Raw genomic sequence first — 14,188 nt, 5'->3', positions numbered from 1 at the left:
CTCACGCGCGATACGCAACGAGCACCGCGCCGCAGGCGATCAGGATGACGCCGAGCCAGTTCGGCAGCGACAATTTCTCGCCGAGAAACAGCACGGCGAACACCGCCACAAACACGACGCTGAGCTTGTCGATCGGCGCGACCTGTGCGGCATTGCCAAGCTTCAGCGCGCGGAAGTAGCAGATCCACGATGCTCCGGTCGCGAAACCAGACAGCACCAGAAACACCCACGTCTTCGCTGATACATTGGACGGCGACTGCCAGTTGCCGGTGACATAGACCATCATGCCCGCGGCCAGCAGGATAACGATGGTGCGGATGAAAGTGGCAAAATCGGAATTGACGTTCTCGATGCCGACCTTGGCGAAGATCGCCGTGAGCGCCGCAAAACCCGCGGACAGCAGCGCCCAGAACGGCCAGGTGAGCATGACGTTTTTCATTTGAAGTGTCCTTGCCTGTCAGCCGTCATTGCGAGGAACCCTTGCGACGAAGCAATCCAGCCTTCGCGTTCTAGCTGGTCGTGCATCGCATTCCGACTAACGGTTTCGTCATGGCCAGGCATAATGACTGATAGGTTCTGCCTGACATGAAAAAGGCGGCCTTACGGCCGCCCTTTCGCATTCATAATCGCTACAGCGAATTACTCAGCTGCCAGCTTCACATCCGGCGCGGCGGCACGGACATCCGCATCGACCTGCGCTTCGAACTTGGCGAAGTTCTTCTGGAACATACCGACCAGCTTGCGCGCGGTGGCATCGAACTCGTCCTTGTCCTTCCAGGTGTTCACCGGATTGAGGATCTCCGACGGCACGCCATCCAGCGCGGTCGGGACTGCGAAGCCGAAATACTTGTCGGTGCGGAATTCCACGTTGCGCAGCGAGCCGTTCAGCGCCGCAGTCAGCAGCGCGCGGGTCACCTTGATCGGCATGCGCGAACCGACGCCATACTTGCCACCGGTCCAGCCGGTATTGACCAGCCAGCAGTCGACATTGTGCTTGGCGATCAGGTCACGCAGCATGTTGCCATAGACCGAGGGATCGAGCGGCAGGAAGGGCGAGCCGAAGCAGGTCGAGAATTCCGGCTCCGGATCGTTGCCGAGGCCGCGCTCGGTGCCGGCGACCTTGGCGGTGTAGCCGGACAAGAAGTGATACATCGCCTGCGCCGGAGTCAGCTTGGCGATCGGCGGCAGCACGCCGAACGCGTCGGCGGCGAGCATCACCACATTCTTCGGCTGCGGCGCGCGGCCGGTGCGCGAGGCATTCGGGATGAAGTCGAGCGGATAGGCCGAACGGGTGTTCTCGGTCTTCGAGCCGTCATCGAAATCCGGCAGGCGGGTATTGGCGTCGAGCACGACGTTTTCCAGCACCGCACCGAAGCGCTTCGATGCCGCATAGATCGCGGGCTCGGCTTCTTCCGAAAGTTTGATGGTCTTGGCGTAGCAGCCGCCTTCGAAATTGAAGATACCGTCCTTGCCCCAGCCATGCTCGTCATCGCCGATCAGCGTGCGCTTTGGATCGGCCGAGAGCGTGGTCTTGCCGGTGCCGGAGAGGCCGAAGAAGATCGCGCTGTCGCCGTCGGGGCCGACATTGGCCGAGCAATGCATCGGCAGCACGCCCTTGGCGGGCAGATAGTAGTTCAACGTGGTGAAGACCGACTTCTTCATTTCGCCGGCATAATAAGACCCGCCGATCAGGACGATCTTGCGGGCGAAATCGATTGCCACGACGTTTTCCGAGCGGCAGCCGTGACGTTTGGGATCGGCCTTGAAGCTCGGCAGGTCGATGATGGTGAGTTCAGGCACGAAGTCCTTCAACGCAGCGGCTTCCGGACGGATCAGCAGCGTGCGGATGAACAGCGAATGCCATGCGAGTTCGGTGAACACGCGGGTCTTGATCTGAAAACTCGGATCGGCGCCGCCATAAAGGTCCTGCGCGAACAGGGTCATGCCTTCGGCGTGCTTCTTGAAATCGATATAGAGCGCTTCGAACTGCTCCGGCGTGATCGCCTGATTGCCAGCCCACCACATCTGTTCGGTGGAAGCGTCCTTGACGGTGAACTTGTCCTTTGGGCTGCGGCCGGTGAATTCACCCGTGTCAGCACAGAGCGCGCCATCGGACGACAATTCGGCTTCGCCGTTACGCAGCGAATATTCGTAAAGCTGCGGCGCGCCGAGATTCCAGTTCACCGCTTTGAGATTTTTCAGTCCGAATTTGTCGGCACCATAGGCACCGTTGCGTACGCCCGTCTCTTGCACGGAATATTCCTCCTTGAGTCCGCATATCCGACCTGTGCAACTGTCTTCAATCGCACGTCAGCAGCGGTAGCCGTCATTATAACCACCGAGGCCGTAACCCGGCGATCTAATAGTGACGAAGATGTGAAATGCCAAGCTGCTGTCCGCATATTTGGTTTATTCCAGCACGGCACTTGATACCGCTCAATTCTTCAAAGCGCGGGCCTGCTCTGCGAGTTCCTTCAGGACTTGCCGCAATGCACCCGGAGTGACAATCCGCCGCGGAAAGTCCAGCCGGATCACCGTCGCGCCGTTCTGCAGGTCCATGCCATCCGGATCGCATCCGGTGCACCGCCAGTCGCCTGCGTCTGCGTGGAGAAGCTTCGTTGCATAGAGATTAAGCGCATCGAGATGATCGGCGTTCATATGAGCAACGGCGCCCTCCTCGGCTTCGAGCATGCCTTCGGCATCGGTGAGATCGGTCAGGAATTGCTGTGGCTTCAGGTCGTTAATGCGGCCAAAGCCGGCCACCAGATGGGCACTCTTCGGCTTGATCCGGAAGAACGAAAAGTCCTTAAAATCCACAAAGACTTGCGCGGATGGATGGACGCTGAGATAGCGCCGACGCAGCAGCGATTTTTCGCTGTCGCTGGCCTCCTGCGCGATACCTCCGAGCATGATGCGTGAGCCCTCCAGGGGGTCCCCCGGCGCTCGCTCGTCCAGCATCAGCGAGACGCGGGCATCGGCCAGAATATTGCGGGTATGAAGCGCCAGCCGGGAAATCAGGAGAATCGGCGACCCGTCCGGGTGGCTGGCGACATTGGCCAGCGCACAATAAGGATCGCCGGAACCGACGGCCAGGGTAGCCAGCGCCCCCTGCCGACTGCGCCGCAACAGCGACCGGGTGACGCGCGAGGGGTCGAAATCAGGGGTCGGCTGCATGGTTAAATCCCGTATTTCATTGCAAAAAGTGGCTATTTCTTCTTCCCCGGGAGGTCTATACATCTACGGAACCCACGCGTCATTCAAGCGTTCAGGGAACTCGGCCACACTTCAGCCCAGCTTGCATTGCTCGTTGACTGTGTTCTTAAGGCCACCTCATACGGCGGATTGTTGAATTCTGCCGGATAGCCCATCCCGCTTCGGAAAGCAGGCTCATGCCAACTATCGCACTGGTCGACGACGACCGTAACATTCTCACATCCGTATCGATCGCGCTGGAAGCCGAGGGCTACCGCATCATGACCTATACGGATGGTGCTTCCGCACTCGATGGCTTCCGCACGAGCCAGCCGGACCTCGCAATCCTCGATATCAAGATGCCTCGCATGGACGGCATGGAGACACTGCGCCGTCTGCGCCAGAAGTCCGATCTGCCGGTGATCTTCCTGACGTCGAAGGACGAGGAGATCGACGAGCTGTTCGGCCTGAAAATGGGCGCCGACGATTTTATCCGCAAACCGTTCTCGCAGCGTCTGCTGGTCGAGCGCGTCAAGGCCGTGCTGCGCCGCGCCGCGCCGAAGGACCCGACTGCCGCTCCGAAGGAGACCGACGCCAAGGCGCTCGATCGCGGTTTGCTGCGGATGGATCCGGAACGTCACACCTGCACCTGGAAGAACGAGCCGGTCACGTTGACCGTCACCGAGTTCCTGATCCTGCAGGCGCTGGCGACGCGCCCCGGCGTGGTGAAGAGCCGCAACGCGCTGATGGATGCCGCCTATGACGATCAGGTCTATGTGGACGATCGCACCATCGACAGCCACATCAAGCGGCTGCGCAAGAAGTTCAAGGTCGTCGACGACGACTTCGAGATGATCGAGACACTGTATGGCGTCGGTTATCGCTTCAAGGAAACCTGATCTGTAAGGGTTCCCGCGGCACGGCTGGGGGCCTGACGGCTCAGCCGTGCTGCGCTAGAATGCGCATCCGCACACGCAACAATGAGCGCCGCGTGACGTATCGCAGATATCGACAACAACCGGGCAGTTTTGGCATTGCTGGATCGTACGCAGCCTGATGAAAGCCTGGACGCCAACGGCACGTCGCCGAATGCGACAGGCGGCGATGCCGATCGCACCCGTCGCGGCTGGCAGCGCCCGCTCGACTGGCTGCGCCGTGCCCGGCAGTTCTTCGTTGCGCTGACCTTTTCGAGCCTGACGCGCCGCATCGTCTCGCTCAACCTCGCCGGCCTCTGCGCGCTGGTCGCCAGCATTCTCTATCTCTCGCAGTTTCGCGCCGGCCTGATCGACGCACGCGCGCAGAGCCTGCTGGTACAGGCCGAAATCATCGCCAGCGCCATTGCCGCTTCGGCCACCGTCGAAACCAATACGATCACGATCGATCCCGACCGCTTGCTGGATCTCAAGCCCGGCGAAACCTATGGCGTGCCGGACGAACTCTCCGGCCTTGATTTTCCGATCAATCCCGAGCGCGTCGCGCCGGTGCTGCGGCGGCTGATCTCCCCGACCAAGACTCGTGCGCGCATTTACGACCGCGATGGCGTGCTGATCCTCGACAGCCGCAGCCTTTATGGTCGCGGTGATGTGCTGCGTTTCGAACTGCCGCCCCCGACCACCGAAAAGCCCGGCTTTGCCGAACGCACAATGATCGCGGTCCGAACCTGGCTCAATCGCGGCGACCTTCCGCTGTATCGCGAACTTGGTCCGGAAAACGGCAACGGCTATCAGGAAGTGCAACAGTCGCTCGACGGTCTGAAGAGCAGCATGGTGCGCATCAACGAACGGGGCGAAGTCATCGTCTCGGTCGCCGTGCCAGTGCAGCGCTTCCGCGCCGTCCATGGTTCGCTGATGCTGTCGACCCAGGGCGACGACATCGATCAGATGGTGACCGCCGAACGTCTGGCGATTCTGAAAGTCTTTGCGGTCGCGGCCGTGGTGATGATCGTGCTGTCGCTGCTGCTGGCATCGACCATTGCAGGTCCGGTGCGACGTCTTGCCGACAGCGCCGAACGCGTTCGTCGCCGCATCCGCACCCGTGTCGAGATCCCGGATTTCACACGCCGCCGCGACGAGATCGGCCATCTCTCCGGAGCGCTACGCGACATGACCGATGCGCTTTATAACCGCATCGAGGCGATCGAGATGTTCGCGGCCGACGTCTCCCACGAGCTCAAGAATCCTTTGACCTCGCTGCGCTCCGCCGTGGAAACACTCCCGCTGGCAAAGAACGACAACAGCCGCGGCCGCCTGCTCGCGGTGATCGAACACGACGTGCGGCGGCTTGACCGGTTGATCTCGGATATTTCCGACGCCAGCCGTCTCGATGCCGAACTCCAGCGCAACGACACGGCGCCCGTCGATGTCCGACGGTTGCTGACCACGCTGACCTCGGTCGCCAACGAAACCAAGCTCGGTCATGACGTCGGCGTTGAAGTCCGCTTCGAAGGCGCTGCCACCGACGCCTTTTCAGTGCCGGGCCACGATTCCCGCCTCGGTCAGGTCATCACCAATCTCGTCACCAATGCGCAGTCATTCTCGACGCCGGGCGGCAAGGTGCGGATCGTCTGCCGTCGCCTGAAAGGCAAGATCGAGATCGTCGTCGATGACGACGGCCCCGGCATCGGACTGGATGCACTCGAACGGATCTTCGAACGCTTTTACACCGACCGCCCGCATCAGGGCTTTGGCCAGAATTCCGGTCTGGGCCTGTCGATTTCCAAGCAGATCGTCGAAGCCCATAGCGGTACGATCTGGGCGGAGAACCGCATCGGCCCGGCCAATGCCGACGGCGAGATCCCGGTGCTCGGTGCGCGCTTCGTGGTACGGTTGCCGGCCACATGAGCGCGGATGGCAAAAGCATCCATGCCTCCGCCGTACTGGTCGATGAGCGCGCGGTCCTGATCCGGGGGCCGTCCGGTTCCGGAAAATCGCGGCTGGTATTCGACCTGATCCTCGCCGCTCAGAGCGGACAGCTTCCCGAGGCCATGCTGGTCGGCGACGACCGGGTGCATCTGGATGTCAGGGATGGAAAACTGTGGGTACGGCCGGCGCCCGAACTGGTTGGGCTGCTTGAGGTCAGGGGGCTCGGAATCCGGCGTCTGGACTGCGCTACCGGTGCCATCGTCGGGCTGGTGGTCGATCTCGCCGCCACCGACGCTGCGCGCCTGCCAGAGCCGGAAGCGCTCAAAACCACACTGGAGGGCGTTGAATTGCCCCGAATCCCGGTCGGGACAGGCTTTTCACCACTACCATTGGTCGTAGCCGCGCTTATTACAAACGATGGTTTAGCCGCGGTGCGACCTTTGGACGATTGCTCGAAGGGAATTGGTAACCATATTAGTCCCACTATCGCCACCGAATAGACCCGCGCTACTTCCCGCCGCATCCGTGCAATTTAAGGGAGATTCGCGAAGAGCCCTCTTGCATAGGGGCTCTGGATGGTCAAAGTGGCCCTTTCGTGCGGTGCACCAAAAGCACCCACGAGGAGTTTCCGATGATTGGTCTAGTACTTGTGACCCATGGGCGCCTTGCCGACGAGTTTAAGGCGGCGCTTGAGCACGTAATGGGTCCGCAAAAACAAATTGAAGCCGTGACGATCGGCGCCGAAGACGATTCCGATTTGTGTCGCAGCGACATTATCGAAGCGGTCAATCGCGTCGACAGCGGCGATGGTGTTGCCATCCTCACTGATATGTTCGGCGGCACGCCATCGAATCTGGCGATCTCCTGCATGAGCCGGCCGAAGGTCGAGGTTCTCGCCGGTATCAACCTGCCCATGCTGGTGAAGCTCGCAAAGGTGCGCGAAGAGCGCACGCTGCCCGATGCGATCGCCATGGCGCAGGAAGCCGGCCGCAAATACGTCACCATCGCCAGCCGCGTTCTCGCCGGCAAATGAGCGACAGCCCAGACGATACGACGGTGTCCGGCAGCGTCTCCCGCGAGATTCCGATTACCAACAAGCGTGGCCTTCATGCGCGCGCCTCTGCCAAATTCGTGCAGATGGTCGAACGCTTCAATGCCGACATCACGGTGACACGCAACGGCGAGACCGTTGGCGGTACATCCATCATGGGCCTGATGATGCTGTCCGCCGGACCCGGGACCAGCATCACGGTCACTGCCAAAGGCGCCGAAGCTCAAGCGGCGCTGGATGCGATCACCGAGCTTGTGACCAACAAGTTCGGCGAAGAGTAGCGGTTCGCCGAAAGCTGCTTCGTCAGCGAACGGCTATTTCATTGCGCCAGGCGCCACCACATAGACATTCCACCGCGTGGTCGTGCCGACATTGCCCTTGAAGAAGCGTCGCGTCGACATCACGATACGTTCGGCATTCGGGAGATTGTCCTTCATCCACGCTTCGCAGCGATCGAATTTCCAGTCACCGACCATGCAGATTCCGATGAAGCCGTTACGCTTCGCTTCGGCCATCGACGTCACGCCTGACGGCCACGGCTCGTAAGGCGTCAGCGGCAGCGGATGATCGGGACTGTAGAACGTCATCTGCTCGGCAACATCGACGAAGCCCACGACCTCGCTCCAGCGCGTGTGGAAGCGCTTGTGCCAGACTTCGGTGAGTTCGCGCGCGAGTTGCGAGTAGGAGATGTGAGCGAAATTGCCGTTGGCATCGCGCGGCAGTGACGCGATGGCGATCTGCGGTGCGGCGGCGAGCGTGACCAGCGACAGCACCAGCCAGATCGCGGCGAGCAGTACCAGCGCGACCCGCGGCATCTTCAGCGCCGGGATCGCAATGACCGCCAGCGGCACCAGGAAGAACAGCGAGATACCCCAATCGGTCTTGATATAAACGTCGAACAACAACGCGCCGATCGGCGGCCCGACGGCGACAATGGCCTGGATTAGCCAGATATTCAGGGCCTGGTCCCTGCGGACACCGGGATTGGTCGTCAGTGACCACGGCCGCTTGACGAATGCGCGGGGATCGCGCGCCACCGACACCCACCAGCGCGGGCTCCAGGCCAGCACCGCAGCGGCCAGACCCAGCGGCAACAGCAGCAGCGCGATATTGTGGCCAACATAGCCCCACGCCAGCTGCAAACTCTCCCAGCGTGACGAGATCGCATAGGTATTGCCGGCGTAACGAAACGGCGCGTATTCCACCTGCCGCACCCAGTCGAGATGCGGAATCATCGCCGCCGCCATCGTCGCGATGGCGATCCATGGTGCCGGCGAGCGCAGGAACAGCATCCGCTGCGGATGGATCAGCGCGGCCAGACCGATGGCGCCGATCATCGTCACCACCCAGTATTTGGTCATCAGCGCCAGCGCAGCGGCGAGGCCAAGCAGGAAGCCCGAGCGAATCGAGCGCTTCTCGAACGCGTGCAAATAGGCCAGCACCACCAGCGGCAAAGTTACCAGCTGCAGCAGGTCCGGATTGTATTTGAAGCCCTTGAAATTGAAGATCGGATAGATCGCGACCATCAGCAGCACGAAAAAGGCACGGCGGCGATCGACCACGCGCAGCGCAATCGCCCAGCAAAGGATCATTCCGATGCCGACCGTGACCATGGCGAGCAGATAGGTCGCCCAGTCCACCGGCGGGAAAAATCTGAACCAGACGCCCGAGATCCAGCCCGACAGCGGCGGATGCTTGCCGTAGCCCATCAGGAACTTCTGCCCCCAGGCATAGCCCTCGGAGACGTCGAAATGGATGTCCTGCGCCGCCTTTACCTGGGTCAGGATCGCGGTCCACAGCACCACATGGGCGATCGTGAAGCCGAGCACCAGCAGGACGCTCAATTGCGGATCACACGCCCAGGCAACGAGCCGCGCAGCGCCGCGGCGGCCGATCGACAGCAAGCCCCGGCGTTTGGCGGGGGTAGAGGAAGCGATTGTACTCATGGGCCCCTGCCTAGCGTGTTTCGGGCCGGAGTAAAATCAGGATGCCGTGACGGAAACAGGGCCGGGAATCAGGCCGAAACCCGCATTAAGGTTGCCGCATCGGGGCCTGAATGCTATCCCGCGCGCATGACAACCTCCCCGATTTCGAACGTTCGCAACTTCTCCATCGTCGCCCATATCGACCATGGCAAATCGACGCTGGCCGATCGCCTGATCCAGATCACCGGCGGGTTGCAGGCGCGCGAGATGAAGGAGCAGGTGCTCGATTCGATGGATATCGAGCGCGAGCGCGGCATCACCATCAAGGCGCAGACCGTCCGCCTGCATTACAAGGCCAAGGACGGCAAGGATTACATCTTCAACCTGATGGACACGCCCGGCCACGTCGACTTCGCCTACGAGGTCTCGCGCTCGCTGGCGGCCTGCGAAGGCGCGCTGCTGGTGGTCGACGCCTCGCAGGGCGTGGAAGCGCAGACGCTCGCCAACGTCTATCACGCACTCGACGCCAATCTCGAAATCGTGCCGATCCTCAACAAGGTCGATCTGCCCGCGGCAGAACCCGAGCAGGTGAAGAAGCAGATCGAGGACGTCATCGGTATCGACGCCTCGGACGCGTTGATGATCTCGGCAAAAACGGGGCTGGGCGTGCCTGACGTTCTGGAAGCCATCGTGCACCGGCTGCCGCCACCGAAGGGCGACCGCGAGGCCACGCTAAAGGCGCTGCTGGTCGATAGCTGGTACGACGTCTATCTCGGCGTCGTCGTCCTCATCCGCGTCGTCGACGGCGTCATGAAGAAGGGCCAGCGCGTCCGCATGATGGGCACCAATGCCGCCTATGATGTCGAGCGCGTCGGCTACTTCACGCCGAAGATGGTCAATGTGGACGAACTCGGCCCCGGCGAGATCGGCTTCATTACGGCCGCCATCAAGGAAGTCGCGGATACCCGCGTTGGCGACACCATCACCGACGACCGCAAGCCGGTCACCGAGATGCTGCCGGGCTTCAAGCCCGCCATCCCGGTGGTGTTCTGCGGGTTGTTCCCGGTCGATGCCGACGACTTCGAGACGCTGCGCGCCGCCATGGGCAAGCTGCGGCTGAACGACGCGTCGTTCTCGTTCGAAATGGAAACCTCGGCTGCGCTGGGCTTCGGCTTCCGCTGCGGCTTTCTCGGTCTGCTGCATCTGGAAATCATCCAGGAGCGCCTGAGCCGCGAGTTCGATCTCAACCTGATCGCGACCGCGCCGAGCGTGATCTACAAGATGCATCTCACCGATGGCGAGGAGATCGAGATCCATAATCCGATCGACATGCCGGACGTGGTGAAGATCGCCGAGATCCAGGAGCCGTGGATCGAAGCCACGATCCTGACGCCCGATGAATATCTTGGCAGCGTGCTGAAGCTCTGTCAGGAACGCCGCGGCAATCAGAAAGAACTTACTTACGTCGGCGCCCGCGCGATGGTGAAATACGAGCTGCCGCTCAACGAGGTGGTGTTCGACTTCTATGATCGCCTGAAATCGATCTCGAAGGGCTACGCCTCGTTCGACTATCATCTGACCGACTACAAGGCCGCCGATCTCGTCAAGATGCAGATCCTGGTCAACGCCGAGCCGGTCGATGCGCTGTCGATGCTCGTGCATCGCACCCGCGCCGAAGGCCGCGGCCGCGCCATGGTCGAGAAGATGAAAGAGCTGATTCCGCCGCACATGTTCGTCATTCCGATCCAGGCGGCGATCGGCGGCAAGGTGATTGCCCGCGAAACCGTCCGCGCGCTACGCAAGGACGTGACCGCGAAGTGCTATGGCGGCGATATCAGCCGCAAGCGCAAACTTCTGGAGAAGCAGAAGGAAGGCAAGAAGAAGATGCGGCAGTTCGGCAAGGTCGACATCCCGCAGGAAGCCTTTATTGCCGCGCTGAAGGTGGATAGCTGAGGGCATATCACTTGCAGCTCTGACAGGAGGGGCACCACGTGGCAGCGATGCGGAAGTTGAGCAAAGCGGCCCAGCAACACCCCTCCGGTTTTTCCGATCCGGCCGTCAAAGCGGCATTCGACCGTTACCCGCCGCCCTTCAAGGCGCGGCTCATGGTCCTCCGGCAACTGATCTTCGGGACCGCAGCTGGCATCGAGGGCGTTGGTCCGCTGCAGGAGACCCTCAAGTGGAATCAGCCCAGCTATCTGACAAGCGAGACGAAAAGCGGCAGTACCATCCGGCTTGATCGCATGGGGGCCACAGCGCAGTACGCGGTGTACTTTCACTGCCAGACCGATTTGGTCGCGACCTTTCGTGAATTGTACCCAACGGAGCTAAGCTTCGAAGGCAACCGCAGCATCGTGCTGCACGTCGATGATCCCGTGCCGGAACAAGCTCTGAGTCACTGCGTCGGACTGGCGCTGACCTATCATCTCCGCAAGCGCAGGCCTTCAGCGAGGTCATCTCAGGCTGGATGAACGCGGCGACAACTGGCTGTCGCCCGAGAACGAATAGCGCCGCGAATGAACGGTTTCCGCCGGTCTAATTTTCCGCCCGCCGCAATGCGGCAGATTTCTGCGACCAAACATCCCCCACGCCGCCCTTGCCTCCCCGCCCTTCGCCCCTCATGCTGCCGCCACGACGCCGAAAACGGCGCGTATGAAAATTTGGGGAGGATTGAATGATCGCGCACCGCACGGTTGCGGCTACGGCGTTTGCTGTTTCGCTGCTTTTTGGCGCTTCCGCACTGGCCCAGCAGGCCAACACGCTTCCGCTCAAGATCGGCGTGCTCGCCGACTTCGCCTCGGTCTATGCCGACATCGGCGGCCAGGGCAATGTCGAGGCAGCGAAGATCGCCATCGAGGAATTCGGCGGCAAGATGTTCGACAAGCCGATCGAGCTGGTCACCGCCGATGCGTTGAACAAGGCCGACGTCGCCGCCACCATCTCGCGCAAATGGTATGAGGCCGAGAATGTCGACATGATCATCGACATGCCGACATCGGCCACTGCGCTGGCCGGCATGGAAATGTCGAAGCAGTTCGAAAAGATCATGATCGTCACCGACGCCGCGTCGTCGGACATCACCGGCAAGTCGTGCTCGCCCTATACCGCGCACTGGACCTACGACACCTATGGCAACGCCCACACCGTCGGCAGCGCCATCGTCAAGCAGGGCGGCGATTCCTGGTACTTCATCACAGCGGACTATCTGTTCGGCCATTCCATCGAACGTGACACCGGCGACGTGGTGCGCGCCGCGGGCGGCAAGGTGGTCGGCAGCGCCAAGCATCCGCTGAACACGGCGGACTTCTCGTCCTTCCTGCTGCAGGCACAATCGTCCAAGGCCAAGATCATCGGCATGGCCAATGGCGGTGGCGACACCATCAACACCATCAAGCAGGCGTCGGAATTCGGAATCGTCGCCGGCGGCCAGAAGCTCGCAGGCATCGTGATGTTCATCTCCGACATCCACTCGCTCGGCCTGAAGATGGCGCAGGGGCTGATCATCACCGAGGCCTATTACTGGGATCTCAACGATCGCACCCGCGCCTTCGGAAAGAAGTTCTTCGACAAGATGAAGCGCATGCCGACCATGAACCAGGCCGCGACCTACAGCGCCACGCTGCACTATCTCAAATCCGTGCAGGCCGCAGGTACCCGCGCCACCAAGCCGGTGCTGGCGAAGATGCGCGAGATGCCGGTGCGCGACGCCTTCACCGATAACGGCGTCCTACGCGAGGACGGCCGCATGGTGCACAGCATGTTCCTGCTCGAGGTCAAGAAGCCGGAAGAATCCAAGGCGCCGTGGGATTACTACAAGGTGCTCGCGGAGGTCCCCGGCGATCAGGTGTTCCGTCCGATGAAGGACGGCGGCTGCCAGTATGTGAAGAAGGACTGAGGGTCTTTCGCATCAGCAACAACGGCCGTCGCCCGGCCTGGCGCGCAATTGCACGCCTGGCCGGGCGACACGTTAGTTTTCATCGCATTTAAACGATGGCACTCGTTGCCGGCTTCGCCGCTGGGGTCCTTAGCCAAAACAGCGCCAGGAATGCGAGCGACGTAAGCCCGCCTGTGAGCGCCAGCGCGACGCGCGGGCCACCGTGATCCAACACAAGGCCGAACAGCAGCGGCGCTGCCCCCTGCAGAATGCGCGCCGGCGCGGCCAGCCAGCCGGTTCGCATGCCGTATCCGACGGCGCCAAACATCGCCAGCGGAAGCGTTCCGCGCGCGATCGTGAACAGGCCATTTCCGGCACCGTGCAGAAGGGCGAATGGCAGCGCGACGGGCGCTCCGAACAGGATCAGCAATCCGGCGCCGACGGGATGCAGGCCCGCGGCCAAGCGCGCGGATATCATCGCCGACGCATGTCGTAGCAGACCGAATTCCCCGATCCGGGCCGCGACTTGCGCAGGCCCCATCAAAGCCCCGGCGAGCACGGCCTGCGCCGGGGTGGCACCGAGCGCTTCCAGCAGGCGCGGCATATGCGCGGCAAAGGCGGTGGTGACAAACCAGGTCGCACCAAAGACGCCCGCCAGAACGATCATCGCCCATGGAATGCCTGATGTGGGGACGGCAGGCTCATCCAGATGCGCATGCGGCGGCGCCTTCGGAACGAGAAAGCGGTTGAGCGGCAGACCGATGACGATGTGCAACGCGGCCCATGCGAAGCAGGCGCCGCGCCAGCCGAAGGCATCGATCATCGCGGCACTGAGCGGCCAGCCGATGGTGCTCGCAAAACCGGCGAACAGGGTGATGCCGGTGATCGCACTGCGGGCCTGTCGTCCCCACAATCCCGCAACCGTCGCGAACGCGGCCTCATACAGGCCGAAACCCATGCCGGCGCCGATGACCAGCCAGGCCAGGGCCAGCGTGATCGGCCCCGTTGCAACCGCAAGCAAGGCCAGCCCCGCCGCAAACATCAGATTGGTGGCGACAAGGACGTCCCGGCCACCGCTGCGGTCGATCATGCGGCCGGCGAGCGGACCGAGCAAACCCGACACCAGCAACGCCACGGAGAACATGGCGAAGAACCACGTCCTGGACAGATGCAGGTCGTCGCAAATAGGATCCGCGAACACGGCCGGAACATAGTAGCTGGACGCCCATGCCAGTGTCTGCGTCGTACCGAGCGCGGATACGACTTGCCAACGAACGACTGCCAC

The 14,188-nt window shown here is 61.9% G+C and carries 13 protein-coding genes; 8 read left to right on the top strand and 5 right to left on the bottom strand.

Going from position 1 to position 14,188, the window contains the following annotated elements; all coding sequences use genetic code 11:
- Window position 1: 1 nt before the first annotated feature.
- The 3 genes from AB7813_RS23220 to AB7813_RS23210 all read right to left on the bottom strand — a co-directional run bounded on the left by AB7813_RS23220 (window position 2) and on the right by AB7813_RS23210 (window position 3,174).
- Window positions 2–439 carry an EamA family transporter gene (locus tag AB7813_RS23220; RefSeq protein WP_184513149.1) on the bottom strand — a complete coding sequence of 146 codons (438 nt, stop codon included), beginning with the start codon at window positions 437–439 and terminating at the stop codon, window positions 2–4.
- Window positions 440–639: 200 nt separating this feature from the next.
- Complete coding sequence (locus AB7813_RS23215; protein ID WP_320446492.1) at window positions 640–2,253, bottom strand: phosphoenolpyruvate carboxykinase; 1,614 nt, start codon at window positions 2,251–2,253, stop codon at window positions 640–642.
- A gap of 183 nt (window positions 2,254–2,436) precedes the next feature.
- Complete coding sequence (locus AB7813_RS23210) at window positions 2,437–3,174, bottom strand: HugZ family pyridoxamine 5'-phosphate oxidase (RefSeq protein WP_093759854.1); 738 nt, start codon at window positions 3,172–3,174, stop codon at window positions 2,437–2,439.
- 215 nt (window positions 3,175–3,389) lie between these two features.
- On the opposite strand from AB7813_RS23210, the gene AB7813_RS23205 reads away from it, so the two are divergent.
- The 5 genes from AB7813_RS23205 (at window position 3,390) to AB7813_RS23185 (ending at window position 7,385) form a co-directional block, all read left to right on the top strand.
- Entirely contained in the window at window positions 3,390–4,091 is a 702-nt protein-coding gene (locus tag AB7813_RS23205) for a response regulator transcription factor (RefSeq protein WP_068733897.1), read from the top strand.
- Window positions 4,092–4,226: 135 nt separating this feature from the next.
- The gene (locus AB7813_RS23200; RefSeq protein ID WP_441228488.1) at window positions 4,227–6,032 is read left to right on the top strand and encodes a stimulus-sensing domain-containing protein; all 1,806 of its coding nucleotides are present in this window, start codon (window positions 4,227–4,229) and stop codon (window positions 6,030–6,032) included.
- A 17-nt stretch (window positions 6,033–6,049) separates the two neighbouring features.
- Window positions 6,050–6,553, top strand: coding sequence for an HPr kinase/phosphorylase (locus tag AB7813_RS23195; protein WP_439062701.1), 504 nt, complete (start codon window positions 6,050–6,052; stop codon window positions 6,551–6,553).
- A 131-nt stretch (window positions 6,554–6,684) separates the two neighbouring features.
- Window positions 6,685–7,086, top strand: a complete 402-nt coding sequence (locus tag AB7813_RS23190) for a PTS sugar transporter subunit IIA (protein WP_068733893.1) — start codon at window positions 6,685–6,687, stop codon at window positions 7,084–7,086.
- Window positions 7,083–7,385, top strand: coding sequence for an HPr family phosphocarrier protein (locus AB7813_RS23185; protein ID WP_093759856.1), 303 nt, complete (start codon window positions 7,083–7,085; stop codon window positions 7,383–7,385). The genes AB7813_RS23190 and AB7813_RS23185 overlap by 4 nt, the downstream gene beginning before the upstream one ends.
- A 33-nt stretch (window positions 7,386–7,418) precedes the next feature.
- Here AB7813_RS23185 and AB7813_RS23180 read toward each other — a convergent pair whose 3' ends face one another.
- The gene (locus tag AB7813_RS23180; protein WP_441228487.1) at window positions 7,419–9,050 is read right to left on the bottom strand and encodes a glycosyltransferase family 39 protein; all 1,632 of its coding nucleotides are present in this window, start codon (window positions 9,048–9,050) and stop codon (window positions 7,419–7,421) included.
- Between the two features lie 126 nt (window positions 9,051–9,176).
- Here AB7813_RS23180 and lepA point away from each other — a divergent pair, with 126 nt between their 5' ends.
- The 3 genes from lepA to AB7813_RS23165 all read left to right on the top strand — a co-directional run bounded on the left by lepA (window position 9,177) and on the right by AB7813_RS23165 (window position 12,924).
- Window positions 9,177–10,982, top strand: a complete 1,806-nt coding sequence (lepA, locus tag AB7813_RS23175) for a translation elongation factor 4 (RefSeq protein ID WP_175368555.1) — start codon at window positions 9,177–9,179, stop codon at window positions 10,980–10,982.
- Between the two features lie 47 nt (window positions 10,983–11,029).
- Window positions 11,030–11,500, top strand: a complete 471-nt coding sequence (locus AB7813_RS23170) for a DUF1801 domain-containing protein (protein WP_441228989.1) — start codon at window positions 11,030–11,032, stop codon at window positions 11,498–11,500.
- A 203-nt stretch (window positions 11,501–11,703) separates the two neighbouring features.
- Window positions 11,704–12,924 carry an ABC transporter substrate-binding protein gene (locus AB7813_RS23165; RefSeq protein WP_441228486.1) on the top strand — a complete coding sequence of 407 codons (1,221 nt, stop codon included), beginning with the start codon at window positions 11,704–11,706 and terminating at the stop codon, window positions 12,922–12,924.
- A gap of 88 nt (window positions 12,925–13,012) precedes the next feature.
- Here the strand turns inward: AB7813_RS23165 and AB7813_RS23160 are convergent, their stop codons facing one another.
- Window positions 13,013–14,188, bottom strand: coding sequence for an MFS transporter (locus AB7813_RS23160; protein WP_093759866.1), 1,176 nt, complete (start codon window positions 14,186–14,188; stop codon window positions 13,013–13,015).

It is taken from the genome of Tardiphaga sp. 20_F10_N6_6 (assembly GCF_052076045.1).
GTDB lineage: Bacteria > Pseudomonadota > Alphaproteobacteria > Rhizobiales > Xanthobacteraceae > Tardiphaga > Tardiphaga robiniae.
This window is presented reverse-complemented; position numbering and strand designations above follow the sequence as displayed.

What these genes read in the sequence shown, in the direction of transcription:
- AB7813_RS23210 (WP_093759854.1), bottom strand. Translation starts at nt 3,174, where the DNA reads ATGCAGCCGACCCCTGATTTCGACCCCTCGCGCGTCACCCGGTCGCTG.
- AB7813_RS23170 (WP_441228989.1), top strand. Translation starts at nt 11,030, where the DNA reads ATGCGGAAGTTGAGCAAAGCGGCCCAGCAACACCCCTCCGGTTTTTCC.
- AB7813_RS23180 (WP_441228487.1), bottom strand. Translation starts at nt 9,050, where the DNA reads ATGAGTACAATCGCTTCCTCTACCCCCGCCAAACGCCGGGGCTTGCTG.
- AB7813_RS23220 (WP_184513149.1), bottom strand. Translation starts at nt 439, where the DNA reads ATGAAAAACGTCATGCTCACCTGGCCGTTCTGGGCGCTGCTGTCCGCG.
- AB7813_RS23190 (WP_068733893.1), top strand. Translation starts at nt 6,685, where the DNA reads ATGATTGGTCTAGTACTTGTGACCCATGGGCGCCTTGCCGACGAGTTT.
- AB7813_RS23165 (WP_441228486.1), top strand. Translation starts at nt 11,704, where the DNA reads ATGATCGCGCACCGCACGGTTGCGGCTACGGCGTTTGCTGTTTCGCTG.
- AB7813_RS23185 (WP_093759856.1), top strand. Translation starts at nt 7,083, where the DNA reads ATGAGCGACAGCCCAGACGATACGACGGTGTCCGGCAGCGTCTCCCGC.
- AB7813_RS23205 (WP_068733897.1), top strand. Translation starts at nt 3,390, where the DNA reads ATGCCAACTATCGCACTGGTCGACGACGACCGTAACATTCTCACATCC.
- lepA (WP_175368555.1), top strand. Translation starts at nt 9,177, where the DNA reads ATGACAACCTCCCCGATTTCGAACGTTCGCAACTTCTCCATCGTCGCC.